Here is a 23,271-nt window from a genome sequence, read left to right on the forward strand (position 1 = left end):
CGGCCGTCCTCATCGAGGGCGGCCGCGCTTCTCTCATTCCGAGAGCGGCTGCTTGGGGAGGCGGCGCACCTTCGCCCGCCGGCGACGACGCTCGGGGATCATCGAGCGCATCTCATCGAGCTTGCCGAAGCAGAACAGGCGGTCGTCGGCCTCGAGGACCACGTGCTTGCGCGGGTTCGGGATGACGCTGACTCCGCGGTGCAGCGTGAGCACCGTGATGTCGCGTTCCCACAGGCCCGCCTCCCCCAGCGTCTTCCCGACGAGGTCCGCGGCGCCGTGGACCATGAGCTCGGCGACGCCGTACCCCGTGGAGACGGTGAGGCGCTGCCGCACGTCGATCTCCGGGAAGGCGACCTGACCGGCGATGTAGTCGATGATCGCTCCCGCGACGTCGAGCTTGGTCGCGGTCTCGATGCCCTGCAGGCCCGGGGAGGAGTTGACCTCCATCACCAGGGGTCCCTCGTCCCCCTCCAGCATGTCCACGCCGGCGACACGGAGGCCCATGATCTGGGCCGAGCGCACCGCGGCCCGCTCGTAGACGGGGTCGAGCTCGATCGCCTCGACCGAGCCGCCACGATGCACGTTGGAGCGGAACTCGTCTCCGGCCGCCGAACGGCGCATGGCCGCGACCACGCGGTCCCCGACGACGAGTGCGCGGATGTCGCGCCCCCGGCTCTCGGCGATGAACTTCTGGATGAGCACGTTCTGCTTGGTGGAGTGGAGCGTCTCGATGATGGCCTCGGCCACCTTCACCTGAGGCGCGAGGATGACGCCGATGCCCTGGGTGCCCTCGAGCAGCTTGATCACCACGGGAGCGCCGCCGACGCGCTCGATCGCCGGTCGCACGTCGGCGCGGTTGCGCACGAAGGCGGTCGGCGGCATCGCGATGTTGTGCCGGGAGAGGATCTGGTTCGCCCGCAGCTTGTCGCGCGCGCTGGAGATGCCGTTCGCCGTGTTGGGGGTGTAGACGTCCATCTGCTCGAACTGCCGCACCACGGCGGTGCCGAAGTACGTGATCGAGTTGCCGATGCGGGGCAGGATCGCGTCGTAGTCGCTGAGCTGCCGGCCCCGGTAGTGAAGGTCGGGCTCATCGGAGGTGAGGTCGATCGCGAAGCGCAGCGTGTTGAGCACCTTCACGTTGTGGCCCCGCTGCAGTGCGGCCGCGCGGAGGCGTTGGGTGGAGTACGCCTGCGGCGCACGGGACAGCACTGCGATCTTCACGGGGGATTTCCTGCCAGGATGTATCAGGTGAGTAGGTCTACCCATTCAAACACCCTTACGGGGTGGCGCGAGTGGGTGAGCCTGCCCGATCTCGGCGTCGACTGGATCAAAGCCAAGATCGACACCGGCGCCCGCACCTCGTCCCTGCACGCGTTCGACATCCAGGAGTTCGAGCGCGACGGCGAGGCCTGGGTGCGTTTCCGCGTGAAGCCCTGGCAGGACAGCCAGGAGGACGCGGTCGTCGTGGAGTCCCCCATCCACGATCGCCGGGCCGTCCGGAGCTCGTCCGGGCACGCGCAGGAGCGTCTCGTCGTGCAGTTGATGATCCGGCTAGTCGACCGCGAGGTGATGGCCGAGGTCACGTTGAGCAACCGGGACGAGATGGGATTCCGCATGCTGATCGGCCGGGAAGCGCTGCGTCGCGGCTACGTCGTGGATCCGGCGCGTTCCTTCCTCGGCGGTCGCGCGCCCCGTGAGGCACGTCGGCGCAACCGCGGCCGCGCCTGAGCGTCAGGCGCGGATGAGGACCGTTCCCACGGCCTTGTCGTGCAGGCCACGCTGATCCGGGTCCCACACCACGGCCGGGATCACGATCAGGAGCAGCAGCGTGCGCACGATCGGGCGCCACAGACCGACCCATCCGCCGTCGAGACGGACGACACGCATGCCCAGGATGCGGTGCCCGGGGCTGCCGCCCGCGGTCGGGATGAAGAGGATCTGCACGACCCCGAAGATGAGCAGCGTGGCGAACGGGTCGTATTGGAAGAACGCGACGGAGAGGATGACAGCTGCCGTCCAGTCGATCGCGAGGGCCCCGATCCGACGTCCGGGGCGACCGATGCTCCCCGGCCCGGACTCCGGGAGTCCGAGTCGCTCACCGGGGTACGTGTTCACAGCATCCGTCACCCCTCCAGCCTACCGAGGCTGTGGATGCCCTCTGATCCTGCTCACGCTGTAACACGGACGAAACAAAGCGGATACCGTGGAGAAATCCCCCGTCCGTACTGTGCAGAGTGGCCCCGAAGCCATCGATCCGCATCACAGGAGTCGTACATGTTCAAAGATTCGTCCGAGGTACTGGCCTACATCAAGGAGAACGACGTCAAATTCCTTGACATCCGTTTCACCGACCTCCCTGGTGTGCAGCAGCACTTCAACATCCCTGCGGCGACGGTCGACGAGGCCTTCTTCACGGACGGACAGCTGTTCGACGGCTCGTCCATCCGCGGCTTCGCCAGCATCCACGAGTCGGACATGCAGCTCATCCCGGATGTGACGACGGCGTACATCGACCCCTTCCGCGAGGCGAGCACCCTCGTGATGATCTTCGACATCTACAACCCGCGCACCGGCGAGATCTACTCGAAGGACCCGCGTCAGGTCGCGAAGAAGGCGGAGAAGTACCTCACCTCCACCGGCATCGCCGACACCGCGTTCTTCGCCCCCGAGGCCGAGTTCTACATCTTCGACGACGTGCGCTACTCCGTGACCGCCGGCGAGAGCTTCTACAAGGTCGACTCCGAGGAGGCCGCGTGGAACACCGGCCGCGAGGAGGAGGGCGGAAACCTCGCCAACAAGACCCCCTACAAGGGCGGCTACTTCCCCGTCAGCCCGGTCGACAAGACGGCCGACCTGCGCGACGACATCACCCTCAAGCTCATCGATGCGGGCTTCATCCTCGAGCGCTCCCACCACGAGGTGGGAACGGCCGGCCAGCAGGAGATCAACTACCGCTTCGACACCATGGTGCACGCGGCGGACGACATCCTGAAGTTCAAGTACATCGTCAAGAACACCGCCGAGGAGTGGGGCAAGGTCGCCACCTTCATGCCGAAGCCGCTGTACGGCGACAACGGCTCGGGTATGCACACCCACCAGTCGCTGTGGAACGACGGCAAGCCGCTGTTCTACGACGAGGCCGGCTACGGTCAGCTCAGCGACATCGCGCGGTGGTACATCGGCGGCATCCTGGCGCACGCGCCGGCACTGCTCGCCTTCACCAACCCGACGCTGAACAGCTACCACCGTCTGGTTAAGGGCTTCGAGGCTCCGGTCAACCTGGTCTACTCGGCCGGCAACCGCTCCGCCGCGATCCGCATCCCGATCACGGGCTCGAACCCGAAGGCCAAGCGCATCGAGTTCCGCGCCCCCGACGCCTCGGGCAACCCGTACCTCGCCTTCGCCGCGCAGCTCATGGCGGGCCTCGACGGCATCAAGAACCGCATCGAGCCGCACGAGCCCGTCGACAAGGACCTCTACGAGCTTCCGCCCGAGGAGGCCAAGAACATCCCGCAGGTGCCGAACTCCCTGCTGGACTCCCTCGAGGCGCTCCGCGCCGACCACCAGTTCCTCCTCGAGGGCGGCGTGTTCACCGAGGAGCTCATCGAGACCTGGATCTCCTACAAGTACGAGAACGAGATCCTGCCGATCGCTCAGCGCCCGCACCCGTTCGAGTACGAGCTGTACTTCGGCGTCTGAGCCGACCGCGGATCGCGAGAGAGCCCGTCCCCATCTGGGGGCGGGCTCTTTCGCCGTCCGGGGGCCGGGCCGCCGCCCTCATCCCCGGCTCCCCCGGCGAGGTCAGGGCGACGGCCGAGGCATGGAAGGCACACGGCGTGGCTGCAGCACGCGTGCACGACCAACTCGCGACGCTCGACGACGAGGGCACCTGGACGGGCGAGGCCTACGACGCGTACCTGACGCGCTTCGATCGTCAGCTGTTGCATTGGTCGAACGCCGGCGACGGGCTCCGCGAGGGCGCTCACGCCCTGTTCACCTGGGCGGATGCGCTGGAGTGGGCGCAGGAGGAGGCCGCGCGCGCCATCACCCTGTGGGACGAGGCCGAGCAGCAGGCCGCCGCGGCACTGGCCGCGCACCGCGCTTACGTCCGCGAGCTTCGGGTCGGGCAGGGCCTACGGCACCCGGAGGCGGAGGTGCCGTTCGTCGACCCGTCCGGTCCGGCGCATGAACAGGCCAGAGAGGTGCTGTTCAACGCCCGGGCGACGCTGGAGGTCGTCGCCCGGGACTGCGCAGTCCGGCTGGACCAGGCTGCAGAGGCCGCGCGCATGCCGCTCACCGAGGCTGAGGCCGCGACCGCAGCGCAGCATGCCGTCACCGAGACGGTGTTCACCCTTGCTGTCGTGCAGCCGTTCCAAGCCACGATGGACATGCTCGCCGTCTCCGCACAGACGCTGTGGGAGCACCCGGACATCATCCTCGAACTCCTCGGCGGGGCTGCGACCTTCATCGGAGGCGCCGCACTCGCTGTCGGCGGCGCAGGCCTGACGGTGACCGGCGTCGGTGCCCTCGCCGGCGCTCCCGCCATCGCCGCAGCAGGCATCGGCGTCGCCGGCGTCGGTGCAGGACTCATCGGCGATGCAACCGGGCGGTCGTTCCGCGAAACCGACCGAGCCGCCGACTCCCGCAAGGGTGTCGATCGCGGGGATGGGCGCGACACCGGTGGGCGCTATGCGAATGGCCAGGAGATCAGGCCCTGGGTCGACGTGATTCGAAGGAAAGTTCACGTCACCTATGAGGGCGCCCCGCAAGCGAGCCGCTCGTACGACGGGTTGGTCAAGAATAATGACGGGTCGAACACCTATACCGGAATCGAGGTCAAGTCCGGCTCGGCTATCGATGAGTATGGCAGGGCATCGAGCACCCAGCGCCAGTTCGACGATGCCGTAAACGCAGGTACGCCCGCGCGCGGCAAACTAGACGGTGATGACATCATCATCACGCGAGTAGAGAGCAGGGATGTCCCATGAGAGCGCCATTTACGCATGGCGAAGAAACACCCAGCGGGCAGCGCGGCTGGATCACGGACAGCTTCCGCCCCATTCCCGCGCATCTGAGGCTCATGCTGGGCCACCTGGACGGCGAGCGAAAGCTGACCTACATAATCTGGCCCGGATCCGATCCCTCCAGCACCGTGGGCTTCCGCGAGCCTGCCGGGGATACCTTCATGCAGGCGGCAGGCTCTGCCGACGCAATGACGGTGGAGGTGAAACTGCCTGGACCTGACGGTGAGAGCCACTTGTATACGGTCGGGCGTGCCGAGCCGTCGACGGGACGACGACGCTGATCCCGATCAATCAGACCCGCGCGGTGCGCGTGTTCTCGAACGAGGTGTTCACCGCTGACGAAGCCGCGGTCATCTTCTACACGTACTACCTCACCGACGCCGTCGCTCAGCCGTACGTCCTCCGCGAGCTCGACCTCAGCCAGGAGCTGTCGGAGGAACGATGAGAGTCGCGGTCCGCCACGACGCCATTAGCGACACGGTCGCGCGTCTCGCCATCACCGTCCGGCGATTCGAAGACGCGCTCGATGGCCTCGACGCGGAGGCCACCCTGCTGCGATCCTCATGGTCCGGTGAGGCGCAGGCAGCATACGACCGCGCCCACCACGACTGGGACACCCCCATCCGCAGTATGAAGGCAGCCCTCGCCGAAGCCAACCGACGACTCATCACCGCCAACGCCATCTCCAGGGAGACCGCCAGCACCGCTGCCCGCCTCTGGCGGTAACGGCGCTCCTGGCATGGCCCGCGTCAGCGCTCGTCGGCGACGATCTCGGCCTTGAACCCCGCGGAGTTCTCCAGCCATCCGGCGTAGTGATCCGGCCCGCCGGCGTGCGGGTAGCGCTCCGCGTACAAAGGCCGCCAGCCGTGCTCGGGCGCCGCCGCCATGATCGCGTCCACTCGGTCCCGCGGGCCCGCAGCGAAGGCGAGATGGTTCACGCCCGGGGCACGACGATCGTGTTCACTGCCGCTGAGGTTCGGGGATGTCGTGAGGGTGACATACGCGCCACCTGCCTCCCAGGACTCGCCCTCGGGCCACGCGCTGACGCGGACGAAACCCACCGCACCGAGCAGCCATCCCCACTCAGCTCGCGACGACACGAGGTCGGCGACCCAGACCTCCACGTGGTGAATCCCTGCCATCCGTCCAGTCTCTCAGCTCCCCGTGGATCCGCCATTGCAGGTGTCGGGCTCTACGTCAACCCCAACGCGTCGCTTTTTTTGCGCGGATACGGTGAATACATCGTCGGGATACCCGGTCCCGCCAGTGGAGGACGCCGTGATCACCCAGGAAGCCCCGCCGACCGCCGCGCTTCTGGACGGCCGCTACCGCCTGGCGGAGGCCGTCGGCACGGGCGGGATGGCGACCGTGTACCGCGCGGAGGACATCGCGCTCGAACGCACCGTAGCGGTGAAGATGTTCCGCGAGTCCGACGATACCGTGCTGTCCGTGGAGCGGGTGCATTCGGAGAAGGCGCTCCTCGCGGGCCTCAACCACCCGGGCCTGGTCACGCTCCTCGACGCGCACCTCGAGCCCGGACGACCGAAATACCTCGTGATGGAGTACGTGCCGGGACCGACGCTGAGCAAGCGCATGGCCCGCGCGACGGTGACCCCGCGCGAGATCGCCACGATCGGGGCGGACATCGCCTCCGCCCTCCACGCCGTGCACAGCGCCGGCATCGTGCACCGCGACATCAAGCCCTCGAACGTCCTGCTCACGCCGCCCTTCGACACGAACGGCAGGTGGAGCGCGAAGCTCGCCGACTTCGGGATCGCCTGCGCCATCGACATGTCCCGTGTCACCACTCCCGGGATCGTCCTCGGGACGCTGACCTACATGGCACCCGAGCAGCTGCGGAACGGCGACATCCGTCCCGCGGTCGACATCTACGCGCTCGGTCTCGTCCTGTTGGAGGCCCTCACCGGCAGGCCCGGCTTCGCCCCCACCCTCAGCGTCGAATCCGCCCTCGCCCGTCTCCACATCGCGCCGGAGATCCCGGCGGAACTGGGTTCGGAGTGGGCCGCACTGCTCAGCGCGATGACGGCGATCGACCCCGACGCACGACCGCACGCTCTGGAGGTCGAGAGCGAACTGCGCCGGCTGATCGATCTCCCCGTCACCGAAGAGGTGGCAACAGACGTCACCGTGCCGCTTCCCGCGCCGACCGCAAGCACCCTCCCCCGGACGCGCGCCGAGGCTCGCGCCCGCCGTCGCGCCGCCGCGGCGCACCCCGCGGCGTCCCCGGCACGGCGTACGCGCCGTCGTCGCGAGTCTCTCCTCATCGCCGCGGTGGTCATGCTCGGCGCGGTGACCACCGGCTCCGCAGCACTGCTCGGCCACGGCGAGCAGGCTCTCGCCAGCTCGGGCGCCGTCTCCGATGGCGCGTCGAGGATCGTCGAGGACCTCGTGCCGGTCGAGCCGGCTCCCGCGGACACCCTCGTCGACTCGGAGCCGAGAGAGACCGTCGCCGTCGAGCCGGTGGCCGCGACACCGGTGGCACCGACCGCATCGGTCACCGAGTCGGTTGCCGAGGAGAGCCTGCCCGAGAACGCCGCACCGCAGGCGCAGGAGAACCGAGGCAAGAGCCCCGGCCGCGACGGCAACAACGGCAAGGGCAACAGCGGCAAGGGCAACAGCAGCCACTGATCCGACGCTCCCGACGCCCGCCGAGCCGGCGGGTGTCGCTGAGCAGCGCGCGGGACCGGGTGGAGGATGATCGAGTGTCGAGTATCGACAGAGGGAGGGGACCATGCGTCGCAGGAAGTTGATCGCACCGCCGGATCAGGCACCCAGCGTGTCCGCGCAGCGACGGTCGCCGTCGAGCGTGGTCGCCGGCGCCAGGGCGAACCCGTTCATGTTCGGTCTCCTCGGTGCCCTCGGGGTTCTCGTCGCGCTCATGATCGGCGGCATCGTCGGCCAGCTCGCCACCGTGCTGGTCTACATCGGCGTCGCGCTCTTCCTGGCGCTCGGCCTCGATCCGATCGTGCGGTTCATCGAGCGCAAGCTCCCCCGTCCGGCGGCGGTCGCCGTAGTCGTGATCGGGGTTCTCCTCGCCTTCGCCGGGATCATCCTCGCCATCGTCCCCACCCTCGCGGAGCAGATCGGGAACCTGATCAAAGACGGTCCGAAGATGATCGAGGACTTCACGAACAGCGCCTGGTTCCAGGACGTCAGCGGACAGTTCGGCGGCACGATCAAGGACGCCGTCGACGGCGTGGTCGGCTTCGTGCAGAACCCGGACAACTTCCTCGACATCGGCGGCGGTGTCTTCGCCGTCGGCGCCGGAATCGCCGGCGGCCTGACGGGCATCACGATCGTGGTCATCCTCACGCTCTACTTCATGGCGTCGCTGCGCAGCATGAAGCGGGTGGCTGCCCGGTTCGTCCCGGCGTACCAGCGCGACACGTTCAGCGAGCTCCTGGAGGACGTCTCCAGTGCCGTCGGGCGCTACGTCATCGGTCAGGCGAGCCTCGCGCTCACCAACGGCATCCTGAGCCTCATCTTCCTGACCATCATCGGAGCGCCGGTGCCGGCGCTGCTCGCACTGATCGCCTTCATCGGCTCGATGATCCCGCTCGTCGGAACCCTCTCGGCGTCGATCATCATCTCGCTCATCTGCCTGTTCGTCTCGCCGACGACCGCGCTGATCGCGATCATCTACTACCTGATCTACATGCAGATCGAGGCGTACGTGCTCTCTCCGCGGATCATGAACAAGGCCGTCGACGTCCCGGGCGCACTGGTCGTCATCGCCGCAGTGGCCGGTGGCGCGCTCGGCGGGATCCTGGGTGCGCTCGTCGCGATCCCGGTGGCCGCGAGCATCATCATCATCGTGCAGAAGGTCGTCTTCCCCAACCAGGACAGGAAGAAGACGCCGCCCGCGGTGACCGTCGCCTGATCAGCGGACGAGGACGGCGCCCGGCTGCACGCGCACGGTGAAGGCGTCGATCTCGCCGACCTCCTCGCCGTCGATCTCGAACATCTGCGGCGTGGCGAGCTGCACGCGGATCCGCTCCGCCGACACGTGGGTGGTGGAGTCCGTGCTGACCGCCTGATCGACGTTCCCGATCATGCGACGGATGCCGTTGTCCCAGACGACCGAGCGGACGGTGTCGAGCCACTGCAGCGCGCCGTCGGAGCTGATGAGCAGCATGTCGAGGAGGCCGTCGTCGAGGACGGCGTCCGGAAGCAGGCGGATGCCGCCCTGGAGCATGCCGCAGTTGCCGACGAGCAGCGTGTGCCCGCGCACCTCCTCCGGCTCGTGGTCGTCGAGCTGCAGCGTGATGTCCGTCATCTCGGTGCCGGCCAGTGCGCGCCCCATCGCCTCGACGTAGGCGAGCCAGCCGGCGCGATCCTTGAGGTCGTCGTTGGTCTCCACGAGCATCTGCGCGTCGACCCCGAAGCCGACCATGACGGAGAAGGCATGCTCCTCGCCGTCGAACTCCACCCAGCCGAGGTCGATGCGGTGGGGCTCCGAGTCGCGGATGTGCTCGAGCGCCGGCAGCACGCCCTCCAGCGGCACACCGAGGTTGCGCGCGAGCAGATTGCCCGTGCCCTGCGGCACGATCCCGAGAGCGACATCGGTTCCGACCAGAGCTTCCGCGACGGCGCGGATCGTGCCGTCGCCGCCGACCGCGATGACGAGAGCGCAACCCTCCTCCACGGCCTTCGCCGCGACGCCGCGCCCGGGGTCGTCCGGGGTGGTCTCCCCCCAGCGCACATCGGCTTCCTCGCCGAACGCGAGGGTCACCGCTTCCCCGAGGACATCCCGGTCGGACTTCGTCGGGTTCCAGATCACGCCGATGCGAGGAGAGGTCATACGCTCACTCTGAGCGACGGAGGACGATCGTGCAACTCGACCGGCCGTCTAGCCGTAGAAGAGCTGCTCGAAGGTCCGCCGGGCGCGCCGCGTGACCGCCAGGTAGTCCTCCTCGAGTGGTGTCGCCGACCGGGGCGGATAGCCCAGCAGACGGGCCAGGGCATCCAGCTGACGGCGGTCGGCAGGCAGGACGTCGCTCGTCTGCCCCGTGAGCAGGGTGATGCCCGAACGGAGCCGGCTCGACAGCAGCCAGGCCGCCCGCAAGCGCTCGGCGTCGTCCTCCTCGACGAGCCCGGCTGCGACCGCGGCGTCGAGCGCGTGCAGCGTGGACGTGGTGCGGAGACCCGGGACGTCGGTCGCATGCTGCAGCTGGAGGAGCTGCACGAGCCACTCCACGTCGCTGAGAGTCCCCGGCCCGAGCTTGAGGTGACGACGGGGGTCGGTGCCCTGCGGCAGCCGCTCCCCCTCGACGCGCGCCTTGATCCGCTTGATCTCCCGGAGCCCCTGGAGGTCGACCGTCTCCGGGTACCGGATGCTGTCCGCGAGCTCCGTGAACCGCCCGATGAGCTTCGTGCTCCCGGCGACACCGCGCGCCCGCAGGAGCGCTTGCGCCTCCCAGGACAGCGACCAGCGGCGGTAGTAGGCCGCGTAGGCGTCGAGGGACCGCACGATCGGACCGTTGCGCCCCTCGGGCCGCAGACCCGCGTCGAGGTCAAGGGGCAGGCGATGATCCGTCAGATGCTCGCGGAGCCCGGCCACGATCCGCGTCGCGAGCTTCTCCGCTCTGCCCGGGTCGACGCCGTTCGCGTCGTACACGTACAGCACGTCCGCATCGGACCCGAAGCCGAGCTCGGCGCCGCCGAACCGCCCCATGCCGATGACCGCGAAGTCGAGCGCCGTGTCCTCGGGCGGCACGACCTCGCGGAGGACGGCGCGGAGGCCGGCCTGGATCGTCGCATCCGTGATGTCGGTGAGCGCGGTGGCCACCTCCTCGATGGTGACGACATCGAGGACGGCCGCCATCGCCGTGCGCAGGAGCTCGCGACGCCGCAGGGCCCGGACGGCCCGCAACGCGTCGGCGACCGTCTCATGGCGCGTCTGGATCGCTCGGGCCTCGTCGTCGAGCGCCTGCGCGCTCCGTGGACGCAGTCGCTCGGCGCTGTCCAGCCACGCCACCGACTCCGGGATCCACTCCAGCAGCTCGCCGATGTACCGCGAGGACGACAGCAGTCGGGTGAGGCTCTCTGCCGCACCGGAGGAGTCCCGCAGCATGCGCAGGAACCACGAGGTGTCCCCCAGCCGCTCGCTGATGCGGCGGAACGCGAGGAGGCCGTAGTCGGGGTCGCTGCCGTCCGCGAACCAGCGCACCATGACGGGCATGAGGTGCCGCTGGATCGTCGCCTTGCGGCTGAGTCCGCGTGTCAGCGCGCCGATGTGGCGCAACGCTCCCGCCGGGTCGCGGAACCCGATCGCGGCGAGCCGGTCGTGAGCCTGCTCCGCGGAGAGGGTGCGCTCCTCCTCGGGCAGTCCGGCCACGGCGCTCAGCAGCGGGCGGTAGAAGAGGCGGGTGTGGATGTCGCGCACCTCGCGGCGGACGCTCTCCCAGCGCGCCCAGACGCCCTCCCCCGTCTCAGCCAGCTTCGTGCTGCGCGCCAGGATGCGCAGGCCGGCCGGTGTCTTGGGCATGAGGTGGGTGCGGCTGAGGTCGCGCAACTGCAGACGGTGCTCCATGAGCCGCAGCACCCGATAGTCGTCCGCGAAGGTGCCCGCATCCGCCCGGCCGATGTAGCCGCCGGCGACCAGGGCGTCCAGGCTCTCCAGCGTGCCACGCGTGCGCAGCGACTCGTCGGTGAGACCGTGTACGAGCTGCAGGAGCTGCACCGTGAACTCGATGTCGCGCAGCCCGCCCGCGCCGAGCTTGAGCTGGTACGGGGCGTCCTCCGGGTCGATGTGCTCCATGACCCGCTCGCGCATGCGCTGGACGCTCTCGACGAACTCCTCCCTGGCGGCACTCGACCACACGCGCGGCTGCACCGCGTCGATGTATGCGGCGCCCAGGTCGGGGTCGCCGGCCAGCGGACGAGCCTTCAGCAGAGCCTGGAACTCCCAGCTCTTCGCCCACCGGTCGTAGTACGCGACGTGCGACGCGAGGGAGCGCACGAGGGCGCCCTGCTTGCCCTCCGGGCGCAGCGCCGCGTCGACCTCCCAGAGCGGCGGCTCGACCTCGATGGCGCTGAGGTTGCGCATGGTGTCCCTGGCCAGGCGCGTGGCGATGTCGATCGCCTGCGGCTCGGAAAGCGCCTCTTCATCCGCCGTGCCGCCGACGAAGATGACGTCGACGTCGCTGACGTAGTTGAGCTCCCTCGCGCCGGCCTTCCCCATGCCGATCACGGCCAGCTGAGTGGCAGCGACGGCGTCCCGACCGGCGGACGGCGCCTGGTGGGTGCGGGCGATCGCGAGCGAGGCCTCGAGGGCGGCGCCGGCGAGATCCGCGAGGGAAGCGGCGACCGCGGCGACGACCTCTTCGGGGCGCGAGTGACCGAGATCGTAGGCGGCGATCTCCGCGAGGTTCCGCCGATACGCGACGCGGAGCGCCACGACCGTCCCGTCGTCCGCCGCGTCGGCGAACCCGTCCTCCGCCCCGACGGCGGCGAGGAGGCGATCGCGCCACACGTCCGCCGTGGGGAGCACGTCGATCGGTGCGGCCAGCACGTCCAGCTCGTCGGGATGCCGCAGGAAGAACTCCGCCAGTCCCACAGAGGCACCGAAGACGCGCCAGACGCGCCGGCGCGTCTCCTCGTCGTCCGCGAGCGCCCGCAGCGGGGCAGGGTCTCGTCGAGCGACCCGCAGCATCCCGCGAACCGCCGCATCCGGGTCCGCCGCGACGGCCGCCTCGAGCAGCATCGCGCGCGGCACGCCGAGCAGGCTCTCGAGCTCCGCCAGCGACGCCGCGGCCTCGCTCAGCTCAGCGAACCCGAGCCGGGCGAGGGCCGAGAGCGAGACGGAGGCGTCGGGGCGAGCCATGCCGCGCTCAGAGGAGCTCGAGGTTGTTCTTCAGCTCCAGCGGCGTGACCTGGCCGCGGTACGCCTCCCACTCCTTGCGCTTGTTGAGCAGCACGTAGTTGAACACCTGCTCCCCCAGCGTCTCCGCGACGAGCTCGGAGGCCTCCATGTACTCCAGGGCGTGGTCGAGGCTGGCGGGCAGGGCGGAGTAGCCCAGCGCCCGGCGCTCGGCGTCGCTCAGCGCCCAGACGTTGTCCTCCGCCTCCGGCGGAAGCTCGTACTCCTCCTCGATGCCCTTGAGACCGGCGGCGAGCATGAGCGCGTACGCGAGATACGGGTTCGCCGCGGAATCGAGCGCGCGGTACTCGACGCGCGAGGACTGCCCCTTGTTCGGCTTGTACATCGGGACGCGGACGAGAGCGGACCGGTTGTTGTGCCCCCACGTGATGAAGCTCGGGGCCTCGTCGCCGCCCCAGAGCCTCTTGTACGAGTTGACGAACTGATTCGTCACGGCGGAGATCTCGTTGGCGTGCTTGAGCAGGCCCGCGATGAAGTGACGGCCCGTCTTGGAGAGCTGGTACTTCGCACCCTCCTCGTAGAACGCGTTCTGATCGCCCTCGAACAGCGACATGTGCGTGTGCATGCCGCTGCCGGGCTGGCCGCTGAGCGGCTTCGGCATGAACGTGGCGTACACGCCCTGCTCGATCGCGACCTCCTTGATGACCGTGCGGAAGGTCATCACGTTGTCTGCGGTGGTGAGGGCGTCGGCGTAGCGGAGGTCGATCTCGTTCTGGCCGGGGCCGCCCTCGTGATGGCTGAACTCCACGGAGATGCCGAGGTCCTCCAGCATGCGGACCGAACGGCGACGGAAGTCGTGCGCCGTGCCCCCGGGGACGTTGTCGAAGTAGCCGGCGGAGTCGACGGGGACGGGCCCCTCAGGACCGAACGACGACGACTTGAGCAGGTAGAACTCGATCTCCGGGTGCGTGTAGAACGTGAAGCCCGCATCGGCGGCCTTCGCGAGCGTCCGCTTCAGCACGTGACGGGGATCGGCCACCGCGGGCTGTCCGTCGGGCGTGGTGAGGTCGCAGAACATGCGCGCGGTCGGGTCGATCTCCCCGCGCCACGGCAGCGTCTGGAAGGTCGTCGGGTCGGGCTGGGCGAGCAGATCGGACTCGTACGTGCGGGTCAGCCCCTCGATCGCGGAGCCGTCGAACCCGATGCCCTCGGCGAAGGCGCCCTCGACCTCGGCCGGCGCGATGGCGACGGACTTGAGCGTGCCGATCACGTCGGTGAACCACAGGCGCACGAACTTGACGCCGCGCTCCTCGATCGTCCGGAGGACGAAGTCCCTCTGCTTGTCCATGGCTACTCTGCGCCCTGGCCCTTCTCCGCACCGAAGCCGCTGGACGGCTTCGCGTCCCAGCCCTGCTCCGCGGCTTCTTCCTCGGCCCAGGCACGCGACCGCTCCTTGAGCACCTCGGGGGCGCGACGCGCCTCGGCCTCGGTGTCGAACGGGCCGATGCGGTCGATGGACGGCGACAGCATGCCGAACTCGACCTCGCCCGTGACGGAGTTGTACCAGTACTTGTGATCGCCGTCGGTCATGGCTGCTCCTTCTTCCCGCGAGCGGTTGGGGTGATGTCATCGATCCTACTGGCGTGCACCGTGGTCGCTAAGCTATCGGCCATGGCAAAAGCGATCGGCGTCGACATCGGCGGCACGGGCATCAAAGCGGGAATCGTCGACCTCGAACACGGCACCATGGCCTCGGATCGGGTGCGCGTGCCCACTCCGGCCGGCGCGGCACCGGAAGACGTCCTCGTCGCGGTGCAGACGGTCCTGAAGACGCTCGACGTCCACGAGTCGACCCTGCCGCTCGGCGTGGCGTTCCCCGCGATCGTCAAGCGCGGCAAGACCCTGTCCGCGGCGAACGTCTCGAAGGAGTGGATCGACTTCGACGCCGAGCGCTTCTTCCGCGACGGCCTCGGCCGCAACATCGTCTTCGTGAACGACGCCGACGCCGCGGGCGTCGCGGAGGCCCGCCACGGAGCCGCCCGCGACGTGCTCGGCTTCACCCTCCTGACCACGCTCGGCACCGGGATCGGCTCCGCGTTCCTGTACGACGGCGTGCTGCTCCCGAACACGGAGCTCGGCCACCTGAACTTCCGCGAGTACGAGTCCGTCGAGACCTATGCGGCCACCTCGGCGCGCGAGCGCGAGGGCCTGAGCTGGGAGGAGTGGGCCGAGCGCCTGCAGGCGTTCTACTCCCACATCGAGTTCCTGTTCAGCCCCGACCTGTTCGTGGTCGGCGGCGGCGTGTCGAAGAACGCAGGCGACTTCCTGCCCCTGCTCGACCTGAAGACGCCGATCGTCCCCGCGATCCACCGCAACAACTCGGGCATCATCGGCGCCGCCTCGCTCGCCGGCGACTGACCCTTCGACAGGCTCAGGGACCCAGCGGGACGCTCAGGGCCCTTCGACAGGCTCAGGGACCCAAACGAGGGAAGGCCCCGATGACGGCAGTCATCGGGGCCTTCGGCGTTCGAGGCGAATGGGCCGACCTGTACGCCGGGTTCTGTTCCGGGGTTCTTCGCCCCTTCGACGGCCATCTCTCTCGGCGACACGTTGCCGTGCCGCTCCAGCGGTCTACCCGAGGACTCGGCGGGCCGCGTCATCATCCTCTGTCTGACCTTGCTCCGGGCGAGGTTTACCTGGCGGGCCGTGTCACCACGGCCCCCGGTGGTCTCTTACACCACCCTTTCACCCTTACCCCTCGCGGGGCGGTCTGCTCTCTGTGGCACTGTCTCGCGGATCACTCCGGGTGGGTGTTACCCACCGCCCTGCCCTGTGGAGCCCGGACGTTCCTCGGTGCGGTTTCCCGCCACGCGACCGTCCAGTCGACCCATTCGCCCCTCCAGTCTACGGGGCCTCACTTCTCGGCGGAGTCCGCGATGCGCAGATCGAGCGGCACGTCGATCGGGAAGGTGCCGAACAGGCGGGTGGTGGCGACGGCAGCGGCCTCGCGGACGGCGTCGGCCGCGGCCTCCGCGTGCTCCTGCGGTGTGTGCAGGATGACCTCGTCGTGCAGGAAGAACGCCAGGTGCGGCTCCCGGGCGAACGGCCCCGATGCCTCGGCCGCGCCGAAGACCTCGGGAAGCTGTGCCAGGCGGTGACGGATCTCGGCGAGCCAGATGAGCGACCACTCCGCCGCGGTGCCCTGGACGACGAAGTTCCGGGTGAAGCGCCCCCACTCCCGTGCGCGGCGGCGGGCGAGGGAGACCACGGCAGGATCGGCGTCGGCGCCCGTGGCATCAGCCTGCAGCCGCATCCACTCCGTGGGCGGACGCGGCGAGGAGCGACCGAGCCAGGTGGACACGATGCCGCCGTCCTCCCCGACACGCGCCGCGTCGTCGACGAGCGCCATGGCGCGGGGATAGACCTTCCGCAGCCGGGGAACGAGTCGCCCGCTGTCGCCGCTGGTGGCGCCGTACATCGCTCCCAGAACCGCGTACTTCGCCTCCTCGCGGGTCGCGACGGCACCCGACGCGACGACCCCCGCGTAGAGATCGCCGCCGCGTGCCGCGGCCGCCATCGCCTCGTCGGCCGCCATGGCCGCGAGCATCCGCGGCTCGAGCTGGGCGACGTCCGCGACGACGAGGGCCCAGCCCGGATCCGCACGCACAGCGGGGCGGAGGTTGCGCGGCAGTTGCAGCGCGCCGCCGCCGGCCGATGCCCACCGTCCGGTAACGACGCCCCCGGGGATGTACACCGGGCGGAAGCGGCCGTCCTGCACCCATTCCGACAGCCAGGTCCAGCCGTTCGCGCTGAGCAGTCGAGACAGCTTCTTGTAGGCGAGGAGCGGTTCGATCACGGGGTGCTCGTGGGCCGACAGCTCCCACTTGCTCGTGGACTCCACCGACACGCCCACGCGGTGCAGCGCCCGCAGCAGCTTCGGCTGACTGTCCAGGTGCAGCGTGGGGTCGTCGAGCAGCGCCCGCACCTCGTCGCCGCGCTCCACCATCCGTCGGGGCAGCCCGCCCGCAGCCGGACGAGCGCCAAGGGTCTCGGTGAGGATCGCGTCGTGCACCCCGGCGTCCCACGGGAGCCCCGCGACGCGCATCTCCTCGGCGATCAGCCCGCCGGCCGACTCTGCGGCGCACCGCAGCGTCAGGCGTCCATCGGCCGCCTCCGCCATCACGGTCCGCTGCGCGCGGTACTGCTCGAGTGCTGCGGTGACCGCGTCCTCACCGGACTCCTCGTCGAGGACGTCGAACAGGGAGGGGGTGGTGTCGACCGGGTCGCGGCGCTCCCATGCGGCGGCAGGCGCCAGCGGCGTGGACACCATGGCCGTGTCGCGCAGGATCGCGTGACAGAGGACGAGGTCGTGACTGCGCGTGATCCTGACGCCTTCACTCAGGAGCAGCGCGTAGATCTCGGCCGCGCTGCGGATGATCCACCGCGGGGCGTCGGCGGCTTCGACCGCGGCCACCCATCCCGCGAGTTCCGCCGCGGGCAGGAGCGTGCGCTGCTGCTCCTCGTCGTGTTCGTCCAGCTCGATCGCGGCGTACTCCCCCGCACCGAGGCCGACCAGCGCGAGGCGTCGCTCCGGGCCCGACGCCGGCGCCGTCACGGGCGGTGCAGGCCGGATGCGCTCATGACGAGAGTCCCGACTCCTCGGTGCGCACGAGGATGCAGCCGCACTCGGGGCACGAGACGACCTCGTCCTCGGGCGCGCGACGGATCTCGTTGAGATCGGTGCCGGGCAGCATCATGCGGCAGCCTTCGCAGGTTCCGCGGGTGAGGAGCGCGGCTCCGGCGCTGTTCGCGGCGCGGCGATCGTACTCCGCGAGAAGCGGCGCGGGAACGGTGGCGGCGACCGCCTCCCGGTCGCGGGCGAGCTGGGCGCCGAGGTCGGTCGCCGCGGCGACGTCGGCCTTGCCCTGCGCGGTGAGGGCACTCCCCTCCGCGGTCGTCGCATCCAGCAGCGCCTGCTGGGCGGCCACGGCGGCGTCGGCTTCCTCGACTCGGCCCATGACGTCGAGCTCCGCGTCCTCCAGGTCGCTCAGACGCTTGGCGAGGCTGGCGAGCTCGTGCTCCAGCGCCTGCGCCTCCTTCGGGTTGGTGGCCGCCGCGAGGCGCTGGGCGTCGCGGTCGCGCCGCTGCTCGGCCAGCGCGACGTCCGATTCCAGCCGCGAGAGCTCGGTGCGGGCGTCGTCCCTGGCGCCGGTCAGGACCGTGAGCTCGCGGAGCTGCTCCTGACGAATGGCGACGAGCTCGGCGATCCGGCCCGCCTGGCTCGGCTGCGTGCGGGCGCGCTCCGCCTGCGCGATGCGCCGGTCGAGGTCCGCGATGTCGAGCAGGGTGCGCTGGTTCTCCGGGGTGGCGTTCACGTTCTCAAATCTAGTCGCTGCCGGGCCGAGGGCCGCATCACCGGATGTCGCCGTCCACGTAGAACCACGTCCGGTTCTCACGGACGAAGCGACTGCGCTCGTGCAGCGATCCGCGCGTGCCGCCCTGCCGCCAGAACGCCTCGAACTCGACCACGCCCTCCGTGTCGAACGGGCCGCCCGCCACGCGGTCCACGATCAGCAGACGCCGCCACTCCAGGTCCGCCTCGAAGGTGATCGTCTCCGGTCGCGTCTCCGGGTGCCAGGTGCGGAGCAGGTACGCCCCGTCCTCCCGCACGAAAGCGGTGTACCGGGAGCGCATCAGCCGCTCGGCGGTCGGGGCAGGAGCGCCATCGAGGAGCGGTCCGCAGCAGGCGGCGAACGTATCCCCCGAGGCGCAGGGGCAGCGGGCGGACTCCGTCATGGGAGCGCGACGATCAGGGTCATGCCTGCCAGCATCGCGCGGAGGACCGTGTCGCGCCAACTCGCCCTACGCTGGAGGCACGCCAACGCCAGGAGCACCGATGACCACTGTCCCCACCTTCCGCGCCCACAACGGCTTCGCCCTGCCGGCACTCGGCCTCGGCACGTATCGGCTGAACGGCGACGCCGGAGCCGACGCGGTCGCCCAGGCCCTCCGTGCGGGATACCGCCTCGTGGACTCCGCGTTCAATTACGAGAACGAAGGCTCCGTCGGGCGCGGCGTCGCGGCCTCCGGCCTCCCCCGCTCCGAGGTCATCGTGACGACGAAGCTCCCCGGACGGCACCATGCCCGCGCGACGGCGACCGCCAGCATCGAGGAGAGCCGTTCCCGCCTCGGCCTCGACGCGACCGACCTGCACCTCATCCACTGGCCGAACCCGAGCCAGGACGAGTACGTCGAGGCGTGGGAGGCGCTCGTGGACGCCCAGGCGCGGGGCGTCGTCCGCCAGATCGGCGTCTCGAACTTCCTCCCCGAGCATCTCGAGCGCATCGAACGGGAGACCGGGGTCCGGCCGGTCGTGAACCAGATCGAGGTGCACCCGTACTTCCCGCAGGAGGAGCAGCTGGCCTACCACCGGGAGCACGGCATCCTCACCGAGGCCTGGAGCCCGCTGGGGCGTGCGCAGGCCCTCCTCGACGAGGACGTCGTCCGCGAGGTGGCCGCCGCTCACGACATCACGCCCGCGCAGACCGTCCTCGCCTGGCACGTGGCCAGGGAGACGGTCGCGATCCCGAAGGCGTCGTCCGCGGAGCACCAGGCCGCGAACCTCGCCGCCGCCGCCGTCGTGCTCGACGACGCGGAGGTCGCCGCGATCACCGCACTCGGACGCGCGGACGGGCGCCTGTTCGACGGCGATCCCGCGGTGCACGAGGAGTCCTGAGCGGGGAGGGCTCAGACGCTCTGCGTACCGAGCACGCGCAGGAACTCCAGCTTCCCGGCCGCCTCGCTCCCCGGCTGCGCCGTCAGGACGATGAGCGCCTGCGACTCGTCCTCGGTGAACAGCGCCTGGCAGTCCACCTCGATCTCCCCGAGCTCCGGATGCACGATCACCTTGTGCTGCTCGAAGCGACGGGCGACCTCGTGGGCCGCCCAGAGCCGCACGAACTCGGGACTCCGTTCCGACAGATCCGCCACGATCTCCCCCGCCCGCGACCGCGCGCCCATGGTGCCGTACGCCGCGCGCAACGCCGCCACCAGCGCCCGTGACTGCCGGGGGTGATCGACCTCCCGGTACCGACGCCGTTCCTCCTCCGGTCGCGCGAACCAGCGATGGATGCCGCTCCGGTCGAACCCGGTCAGACCGCTCGCGTCTCCGATCAGCGCCCGGGAGGCGTCGTTCTGCACCAGCACCTCGTCGAGAGCCGAGACCACGAACGCCGGGGTGTCGTGCAGACGGTCGAGCACGCGGAGGATGCCGGGACGGACGTAGTCGGTGATCACCGCGCGATCGGGAGCGCTGAGCCCGCTGAGCCGGTAGAGGTAGTCGCGCTCGTCCGAGGACAGCCGCAGCGCACGGGCGAGGGCGGCGAGGATCTGCGCGCTCGGCTGCGGGCCGCGACGCTGCTCGAGACGCGTGTAGTAGTCCGTCGACATGGTCGCGAGCTGTGCGACCTCCTCGCGGCGCAGTCCGGCCGTCCGTCGCCGAGTCCCCTCGGGCAGGCCCACGTCGGCAGGACGCAGCGCCTCCCGACGGCGCAGGAGGAAGTCGGCCAGGGCGTCACGATCCATCCGTGCAGTATCCCCCGGACGCGTGAGGGGATCCAGGGACCGCCGATCCCCCGATCAGCCGTCTCTGGAACGGCGCGGGCGCAGCGCCGAGGCTGGGGCCATGGACATCACCGGAAACACCATCTTCATCCCCGGCGCGACGAGCGGGATCGGTCTGGCGCTGGCCCTCCGGCTGCAGGCGCGCGGCAACACCGTGATCGTCGGCGGACGCCGAGAGGACCGGCTGGCCGCGATCGCTGCCGCGCATCCCGAACTCCACACGATCCGCATCGACACGGCCGACCCGGCGAGCATCGACGAGGCCGCGGCCGCGGTGCTCGCCGCGCATCCGACGCTGAACGTGCTGGTCACGATGGCCGGCATCATGCGGGCGGAGGACTGGACCACGCCGGCCGGCTTCCTGTCCACCGCCGAGGAGACCGTCACGACGAACATCCTCGGCCCGATCCGCCTCATCGCGGCCTTCATCGAGCATCTGCAGGCCCAGCCCTCGGCGACCATCATGACCGTCTCCTCCGGTCTCGCCTTCGCACCCCTGAAGGTCACGCCCACGTACAACGCGAGCAAGGCGGCGATCCACATGCTCAGCGAGTCGCTGCGGCTGCAGCTCGCGGGCACGACTGTCGCGGTGCAGGAGCTCGAGCCGCCCGCCGTGCGCACGGACCTCATGCCCGGGCATGCGGAGAACGAGGCCGCACTGCCCCTCGACGCGTTCATCGACGAGGTCATGACGCTCATCGAGACTCAGCCCGACGCGACCGAGATCCAGGTCGAGCGGGTGAAGTTCCTCCGCTACGGCGAGGCGCGGGGCGACTACGACGAGGTCGTGGCGGTGCTCAACCGCACGGATCCGCACGGCCGGTGAACCCCGGTGGGGCGGTCCGCCGCCCCACCCGCCGTCACTCCTGCAGGGATGCGGCGACCGCGGTGAGCGCCTCGGCGGACTGCCGCAGCAGCTCGAGCTCGCGATCCGAGAACGCCGTCGTGCGGATCGGGAGGGCCCCGGCGGCGCTGACGATCGACGGCACGGACAGGGCGACGCCGTCGATCCCGTGGAAGTCGCGGAGAACCGTGCTCACGGGCATCACCGCATGCTCGTCCCGGAGGATCGCCTCCACGATGCGCGCGCTGGAGAGCCCGATCGCGTAGTTCGTGGCGCCCTTCCCCTGGATCACCTTGTAGGCGGCGTCGCGGACGTCGACGGCGATCTCGTCCAGCTCCTCCAGAGTGAAGCGCGGGTGCCCCTGGGTCTCCCAGTCGAGGATCGGGACCGTGCCGATCGTCGCCCGCGACCAGAGCGGGAACTCGGTGTCGCCGTGCTCTCCGATGATGTGGGCGTGCACGCTCGCCGTGGACACGCCCGCCCGCTCCCCCAGCTTCCAGCGCAGCCGAGACGTGTCGAGCACGGTGCCCGAAGCGAAGATGCGCTCCGGCGGCAGTCCTGTCTCCTGCTGGGCGATGACCGTCAGCACGTCGCACGGGTTCGTGACGATGACGTAGACCGCATTGGGCGCGACCGACAGCAGCTCCGGCATCATGCGCCGGATGATGCCGGCGTTCACCCCGGCGAGCTCGGTGCGGGTCTGCCCCGGCTTCTGCTTCGCTCCCGCCGTGATGACCACGACATGGGACCCGGCCGCCACCGAGATGTCGCTGCCGCCGATGATGTCGCTGCTGCCGGTGAACTGCGTGCCGTGCGCGAGGTCGAGCACCTCCGCCTCGACCTTCTCCGTCGCGATGTCGTACAGGGCGACGTGGCGGGCCGAACCGCGGATCAGAGCCGCATAGGCCACGCTCGATCCGACGCTGCCGGCGCCGACGACGGTGAGCTTCGAGTTCTCGATGATCTCCATGCGCCCATCCTGACAGCGCGGGCGCCGCGACGGCAGGGGTCTCGCCGGGAGAATCGCGTCGCCGTCAGACCGCCGCGGCCACCGCATCCGCAGCGGTGCGATGGGTGAAGCGGAAGCCGGACTGCTGCAGCGCCTCAGGCCGCACGTCCGCATCCGGAAGCAGCAACGATTCGGCGGCGTCGCCGAGAGCGAGGCGTAGGGCCCACCGGGGAGCGGGCACCCAGAACGGCCGATGCATCCGCTGCGCGAGCGCGCGACCGATGTCGTTCGCGGACGCCCGGGTGGGCCCGGTGAGGTTGACCGGCCCCGCGAGCTTCTCGTCGAGGACATGGCGGATGCCGCGCACCTCGTCGTCCAAGGAGATCCACGGCCAGATCTGCGTGCCCGGCCCCAGCGGGCCGGCGAGGCCGAGCTTCGTCAGCGTGATCATGGGGCGGAGCACACCCCGGCGGTGGATCACCGGTGCCGTCCGCAGTAGGGCGACCCGCGTGTGGTCCTCCGCTCGTCGCGCGGCCGTCTCCCAGCGCACGGTGAGGTCGGCGAGGAAGGTGCTCCCGGGGCCGGAGTGCTCGGTGAGCACCTCGCCGGGCGCCGATCCGTAGTAGCCCACAGCGGAGGCGGAGAGGAAGGCGGGCGCGTCGGTGCGCAGAGCGCGCAGCGCCGTGGTCAGGGTGTTCGTCGCGTCGAGCCGCGACTCGACGAGCTGACGGCGATATGCTCGCGTCCACGGGAGCCGGCCGACGCTCGCGCCTCCGAGGGCGACGACGGCCTCCGCTCCCGCGAGCGCATCCGGGTCGAGCGCGGTGTCCCCCGGCGACCATTCGATCTCGCCCTCCGCCTGCGGAGGACGTCGCACGAGGGTGCTGACCTCGACCCCGTCCGCCCGCAGGGAGGCGGCCAGAGCGGAACCGATGAGGCCTGATGCCCCGCTGATGACGATGCGTCGCGCCATTGCCGCTCCCCGCTG

Annotated in this window: 23 protein-coding genes and 1 other RNA gene; 10 read left to right on the forward strand and 14 right to left on the reverse strand. The window is 70.1% G+C overall.

What is annotated here, in order from left to right; translation table 11 throughout:
* Nucleotides 1–33 precede the first annotated feature (33 nt).
* Nucleotides 34–1,221 (reverse strand): RimK family alpha-L-glutamate ligase, encoded by a 1,188-nt coding sequence (locus AC2W7E_RS02250; protein WP_025103589.1) that lies wholly within the window; start codon nt 1,219–1,221, stop codon nt 34–36.
* 18 nt (nt 1,222–1,239) lie between these two features.
* Between AC2W7E_RS02250 and AC2W7E_RS02255 the strand changes: the two genes are divergently transcribed.
* Nucleotides 1,240–1,728: an ATP-dependent zinc protease family protein gene (locus AC2W7E_RS02255; protein ID WP_036292426.1), complete on the forward strand. Its 489-nt coding sequence runs from the start codon at nt 1,240–1,242 to the stop codon at nt 1,726–1,728.
* Nucleotides 1,729–1,731: 3 nt separating this feature from the next.
* Here AC2W7E_RS02255 and AC2W7E_RS02260 read toward each other — a convergent pair whose 3' ends face one another.
* Nucleotides 1,732–2,127, reverse strand: coding sequence for an RDD family protein (locus AC2W7E_RS02260; protein WP_025103591.1), 396 nt, complete (start codon nt 2,125–2,127; stop codon nt 1,732–1,734).
* A gap of 147 nt (nt 2,128–2,274) precedes the next feature.
* On the opposite strand from AC2W7E_RS02260, the gene glnA (AC2W7E_RS02265) reads away from it, so the two are divergent.
* The 4 genes from glnA (AC2W7E_RS02265) to AC2W7E_RS02280 all read left to right on the forward strand — a co-directional run bounded on the left by glnA (AC2W7E_RS02265) (nt 2,275) and on the right by AC2W7E_RS02280 (nt 5,750).
* Complete coding sequence (gene glnA, locus AC2W7E_RS02265) at nt 2,275–3,699, forward strand: type I glutamate--ammonia ligase (protein WP_025103592.1); 1,425 nt, start codon at nt 2,275–2,277, stop codon at nt 3,697–3,699.
* Nucleotides 3,700–3,779: 80 nt separating this feature from the next.
* Entirely contained in the window at nt 3,780–4,988 is a 1,209-nt protein-coding gene (locus AC2W7E_RS02270) for a putative T7SS-secreted protein (protein WP_485988585.1), read from the forward strand.
* Between the two features lie 340 nt (nt 4,989–5,328).
* Nucleotides 5,329–5,469 carry a hypothetical protein gene (locus AC2W7E_RS02275; protein WP_485988453.1) on the forward strand — a complete coding sequence of 47 codons (141 nt, stop codon included), beginning with the start codon at nt 5,329–5,331 and terminating at the stop codon, nt 5,467–5,469.
* The gene (locus tag AC2W7E_RS02280; protein ID WP_485988454.1) at nt 5,466–5,750 is read left to right on the forward strand and encodes a WXG100 family type VII secretion target; all 285 of its coding nucleotides are present in this window, start codon (nt 5,466–5,468) and stop codon (nt 5,748–5,750) included. Before AC2W7E_RS02275 ends, AC2W7E_RS02280 begins: the two co-directional genes overlap by 4 nt.
* Nucleotides 5,751–5,773: 23 nt before the next feature.
* Here the strand turns inward: AC2W7E_RS02280 and AC2W7E_RS02285 are convergent, their stop codons facing one another.
* Nucleotides 5,774–6,166 carry a VOC family protein gene (locus tag AC2W7E_RS02285; protein WP_485988455.1) on the reverse strand — a complete coding sequence of 131 codons (393 nt, stop codon included), beginning with the start codon at nt 6,164–6,166 and terminating at the stop codon, nt 5,774–5,776.
* Nucleotides 6,167–6,302: 136 nt separating this feature from the next.
* Between AC2W7E_RS02285 and AC2W7E_RS02290 the strand changes: the two genes are divergently transcribed.
* Nucleotides 6,303–7,673 carry a serine/threonine-protein kinase gene (locus AC2W7E_RS02290; RefSeq protein WP_485988456.1) on the forward strand — a complete coding sequence of 457 codons (1,371 nt, stop codon included), beginning with the start codon at nt 6,303–6,305 and terminating at the stop codon, nt 7,671–7,673.
* A gap of 148 nt (nt 7,674–7,821) precedes the next feature.
* Nucleotides 7,822–8,925 (forward strand): AI-2E family transporter, encoded by a 1,104-nt coding sequence (locus tag AC2W7E_RS02295; RefSeq protein WP_374460143.1) that lies wholly within the window; start codon nt 7,822–7,824, stop codon nt 8,923–8,925.
* On the opposite strand, the gene AC2W7E_RS02300 is transcribed toward AC2W7E_RS02295, so the two are convergent.
* From AC2W7E_RS02300 to AC2W7E_RS02315, 4 genes are read right to left on the reverse strand one after another with little or no spacing between them, the layout of a single operon-like run.
* On the reverse strand, nt 8,926–9,846 hold the full coding sequence (locus tag AC2W7E_RS02300; protein ID WP_025103601.1) for a diacylglycerol/lipid kinase family protein: 921 nt from the start codon (nt 9,844–9,846) through the stop codon (nt 8,926–8,928).
* Between the two features lie 48 nt (nt 9,847–9,894).
* Nucleotides 9,895–12,870, reverse strand: coding sequence for a bifunctional [glutamine synthetase] adenylyltransferase/[glutamine synthetase]-adenylyl-L-tyrosine phosphorylase (locus AC2W7E_RS02305; protein WP_485988457.1), 2,976 nt, complete (start codon nt 12,868–12,870; stop codon nt 9,895–9,897).
* A 7-nt stretch (nt 12,871–12,877) separates the two neighbouring features.
* Nucleotides 12,878–14,215: a type I glutamate--ammonia ligase gene (gene glnA / locus AC2W7E_RS02310; protein WP_025103603.1), complete on the reverse strand. Its 1,338-nt coding sequence runs from the start codon at nt 14,213–14,215 to the stop codon at nt 12,878–12,880.
* Nucleotides 14,216–14,217: 2 nt separating this feature from the next.
* Complete coding sequence (locus AC2W7E_RS02315) at nt 14,218–14,457, reverse strand: hypothetical protein (protein ID WP_025103604.1); 240 nt, start codon at nt 14,455–14,457, stop codon at nt 14,218–14,220.
* Between the two features lie 81 nt (nt 14,458–14,538).
* On the opposite strand from AC2W7E_RS02315, the gene ppgK reads away from it, so the two are divergent.
* On the forward strand, nt 14,539–15,285 hold the full coding sequence (gene ppgK / locus AC2W7E_RS02320; protein WP_025103605.1) for a polyphosphate--glucose phosphotransferase: 747 nt from the start codon (nt 14,539–14,541) through the stop codon (nt 15,283–15,285).
* A gap of 115 nt (nt 15,286–15,400) precedes the next feature.
* Here the strand turns inward: ppgK and rnpB are convergent.
* The 4 genes from rnpB to AC2W7E_RS02340 form a co-directional block, all read right to left on the reverse strand.
* Nucleotides 15,401–15,757: RNase P RNA component class A (gene rnpB, locus AC2W7E_RS02325), an RNA gene on the reverse strand.
* A 24-nt stretch (nt 15,758–15,781) separates the two neighbouring features.
* Nucleotides 15,782–17,482 carry a bifunctional 3'-5' exonuclease/DNA polymerase gene (locus AC2W7E_RS02330; protein WP_485988458.1) on the reverse strand — a complete coding sequence of 567 codons (1,701 nt, stop codon included), beginning with the start codon at nt 17,480–17,482 and terminating at the stop codon, nt 15,782–15,784.
* Nucleotides 17,483–17,504: 22 nt separating this feature from the next.
* Entirely contained in the window at nt 17,505–18,242 is a 738-nt protein-coding gene (locus AC2W7E_RS02335) for a zinc ribbon domain-containing protein (RefSeq protein WP_085607651.1), read from the reverse strand.
* A 37-nt stretch (nt 18,243–18,279) separates the two neighbouring features.
* The gene (locus AC2W7E_RS02340; protein ID WP_025103608.1) at nt 18,280–18,663 is read right to left on the reverse strand and encodes a YchJ family protein; all 384 of its coding nucleotides are present in this window, start codon (nt 18,661–18,663) and stop codon (nt 18,280–18,282) included.
* Between the two features lie 100 nt (nt 18,664–18,763).
* On the opposite strand from AC2W7E_RS02340, the gene AC2W7E_RS02345 reads away from it, so the two are divergent.
* Complete coding sequence (locus AC2W7E_RS02345; RefSeq protein WP_085607652.1) at nt 18,764–19,603, forward strand: aldo/keto reductase; 840 nt, start codon at nt 18,764–18,766, stop codon at nt 19,601–19,603.
* 11 nt (nt 19,604–19,614) lie between these two features.
* On the opposite strand, the gene AC2W7E_RS02350 is transcribed toward AC2W7E_RS02345, so the two are convergent.
* Nucleotides 19,615–20,451, reverse strand: a complete 837-nt coding sequence (locus tag AC2W7E_RS02350; RefSeq protein WP_315108278.1) for a helix-turn-helix transcriptional regulator — start codon at nt 20,449–20,451, stop codon at nt 19,615–19,617.
* Nucleotides 20,452–20,551: 100 nt separating this feature from the next.
* Between AC2W7E_RS02350 and AC2W7E_RS02355 the strand changes: the two genes are divergently transcribed.
* A complete protein-coding gene (locus AC2W7E_RS02355) occupies nt 20,552–21,316 on the forward strand; it encodes an SDR family oxidoreductase (protein WP_485988459.1) in 765 nt (254 codons plus the stop codon).
* A gap of 34 nt (nt 21,317–21,350) precedes the next feature.
* Here AC2W7E_RS02355 and AC2W7E_RS02360 read toward each other — a convergent pair whose 3' ends face one another.
* Nucleotides 21,351–22,304: an L-lactate dehydrogenase gene (locus AC2W7E_RS02360; protein WP_485988460.1), complete on the reverse strand. Its 954-nt coding sequence runs from the start codon at nt 22,302–22,304 to the stop codon at nt 21,351–21,353.
* A 64-nt stretch (nt 22,305–22,368) separates the two neighbouring features.
* Nucleotides 22,369–23,256, reverse strand: a complete 888-nt coding sequence (locus tag AC2W7E_RS02365; RefSeq protein WP_366215555.1) for a TIGR01777 family oxidoreductase — start codon at nt 23,254–23,256, stop codon at nt 22,369–22,371.
* Nucleotides 23,257–23,271 lie beyond the last annotated feature (15 nt).

Source organism: Microbacterium sp. CFSPD4_SD4 (assembly GCF_057364585.1).

Excerpts from the sequence above, each read along its gene's own strand:
- AC2W7E_RS02255 (WP_036292426.1), top strand. The coding sequence starts at position 1,240 with ATGTATCAGGTGAGTAGGTCTACCCATTCAAACACCCTTACGGGGTGG.
- glnA (WP_025103592.1), top strand. The coding sequence starts at position 2,275 with ATGTTCAAAGATTCGTCCGAGGTACTGGCCTACATCAAGGAGAACGAC.
- AC2W7E_RS02280 (WP_485988454.1), top strand. The coding sequence starts at position 5,466 with ATGAGAGTCGCGGTCCGCCACGACGCCATTAGCGACACGGTCGCGCGT.
- AC2W7E_RS02285 (WP_485988455.1), bottom strand. The coding sequence starts at position 6,166 with ATGGCAGGGATTCACCACGTGGAGGTCTGGGTCGCCGACCTCGTGTCG.
- AC2W7E_RS02300 (WP_025103601.1), bottom strand. The coding sequence starts at position 9,846 with ATGACCTCTCCTCGCATCGGCGTGATCTGGAACCCGACGAAGTCCGAC.
- AC2W7E_RS02305 (WP_485988457.1), bottom strand. The coding sequence starts at position 12,870 with ATGGCTCGCCCCGACGCCTCCGTCTCGCTCTCGGCCCTCGCCCGGCTC.
- glnA (WP_025103603.1), bottom strand. The coding sequence starts at position 14,215 with ATGGACAAGCAGAGGGACTTCGTCCTCCGGACGATCGAGGAGCGCGGC.
- AC2W7E_RS02315 (WP_025103604.1), bottom strand. The coding sequence starts at position 14,457 with ATGACCGACGGCGATCACAAGTACTGGTACAACTCCGTCACGGGCGAG.
- ppgK (WP_025103605.1), top strand. The coding sequence starts at position 14,539 with ATGGCAAAAGCGATCGGCGTCGACATCGGCGGCACGGGCATCAAAGCG.
- AC2W7E_RS02340 (WP_025103608.1), bottom strand. The coding sequence starts at position 18,663 with ATGACGGAGTCCGCCCGCTGCCCCTGCGCCTCGGGGGATACGTTCGCC.
- AC2W7E_RS02345 (WP_085607652.1), top strand. The coding sequence starts at position 18,764 with ATGACCACTGTCCCCACCTTCCGCGCCCACAACGGCTTCGCCCTGCCG.
- AC2W7E_RS02350 (WP_315108278.1), bottom strand. The coding sequence starts at position 20,451 with ATGGATCGTGACGCCCTGGCCGACTTCCTCCTGCGCCGTCGGGAGGCG.
- AC2W7E_RS02355 (WP_485988459.1), top strand. The coding sequence starts at position 20,552 with ATGGACATCACCGGAAACACCATCTTCATCCCCGGCGCGACGAGCGGG.
- AC2W7E_RS02360 (WP_485988460.1), bottom strand. The coding sequence starts at position 22,304 with ATGGAGATCATCGAGAACTCGAAGCTCACCGTCGTCGGCGCCGGCAGC.
- AC2W7E_RS02365 (WP_366215555.1), bottom strand. The coding sequence starts at position 23,256 with ATGGCGCGACGCATCGTCATCAGCGGGGCATCAGGCCTCATCGGTTCC.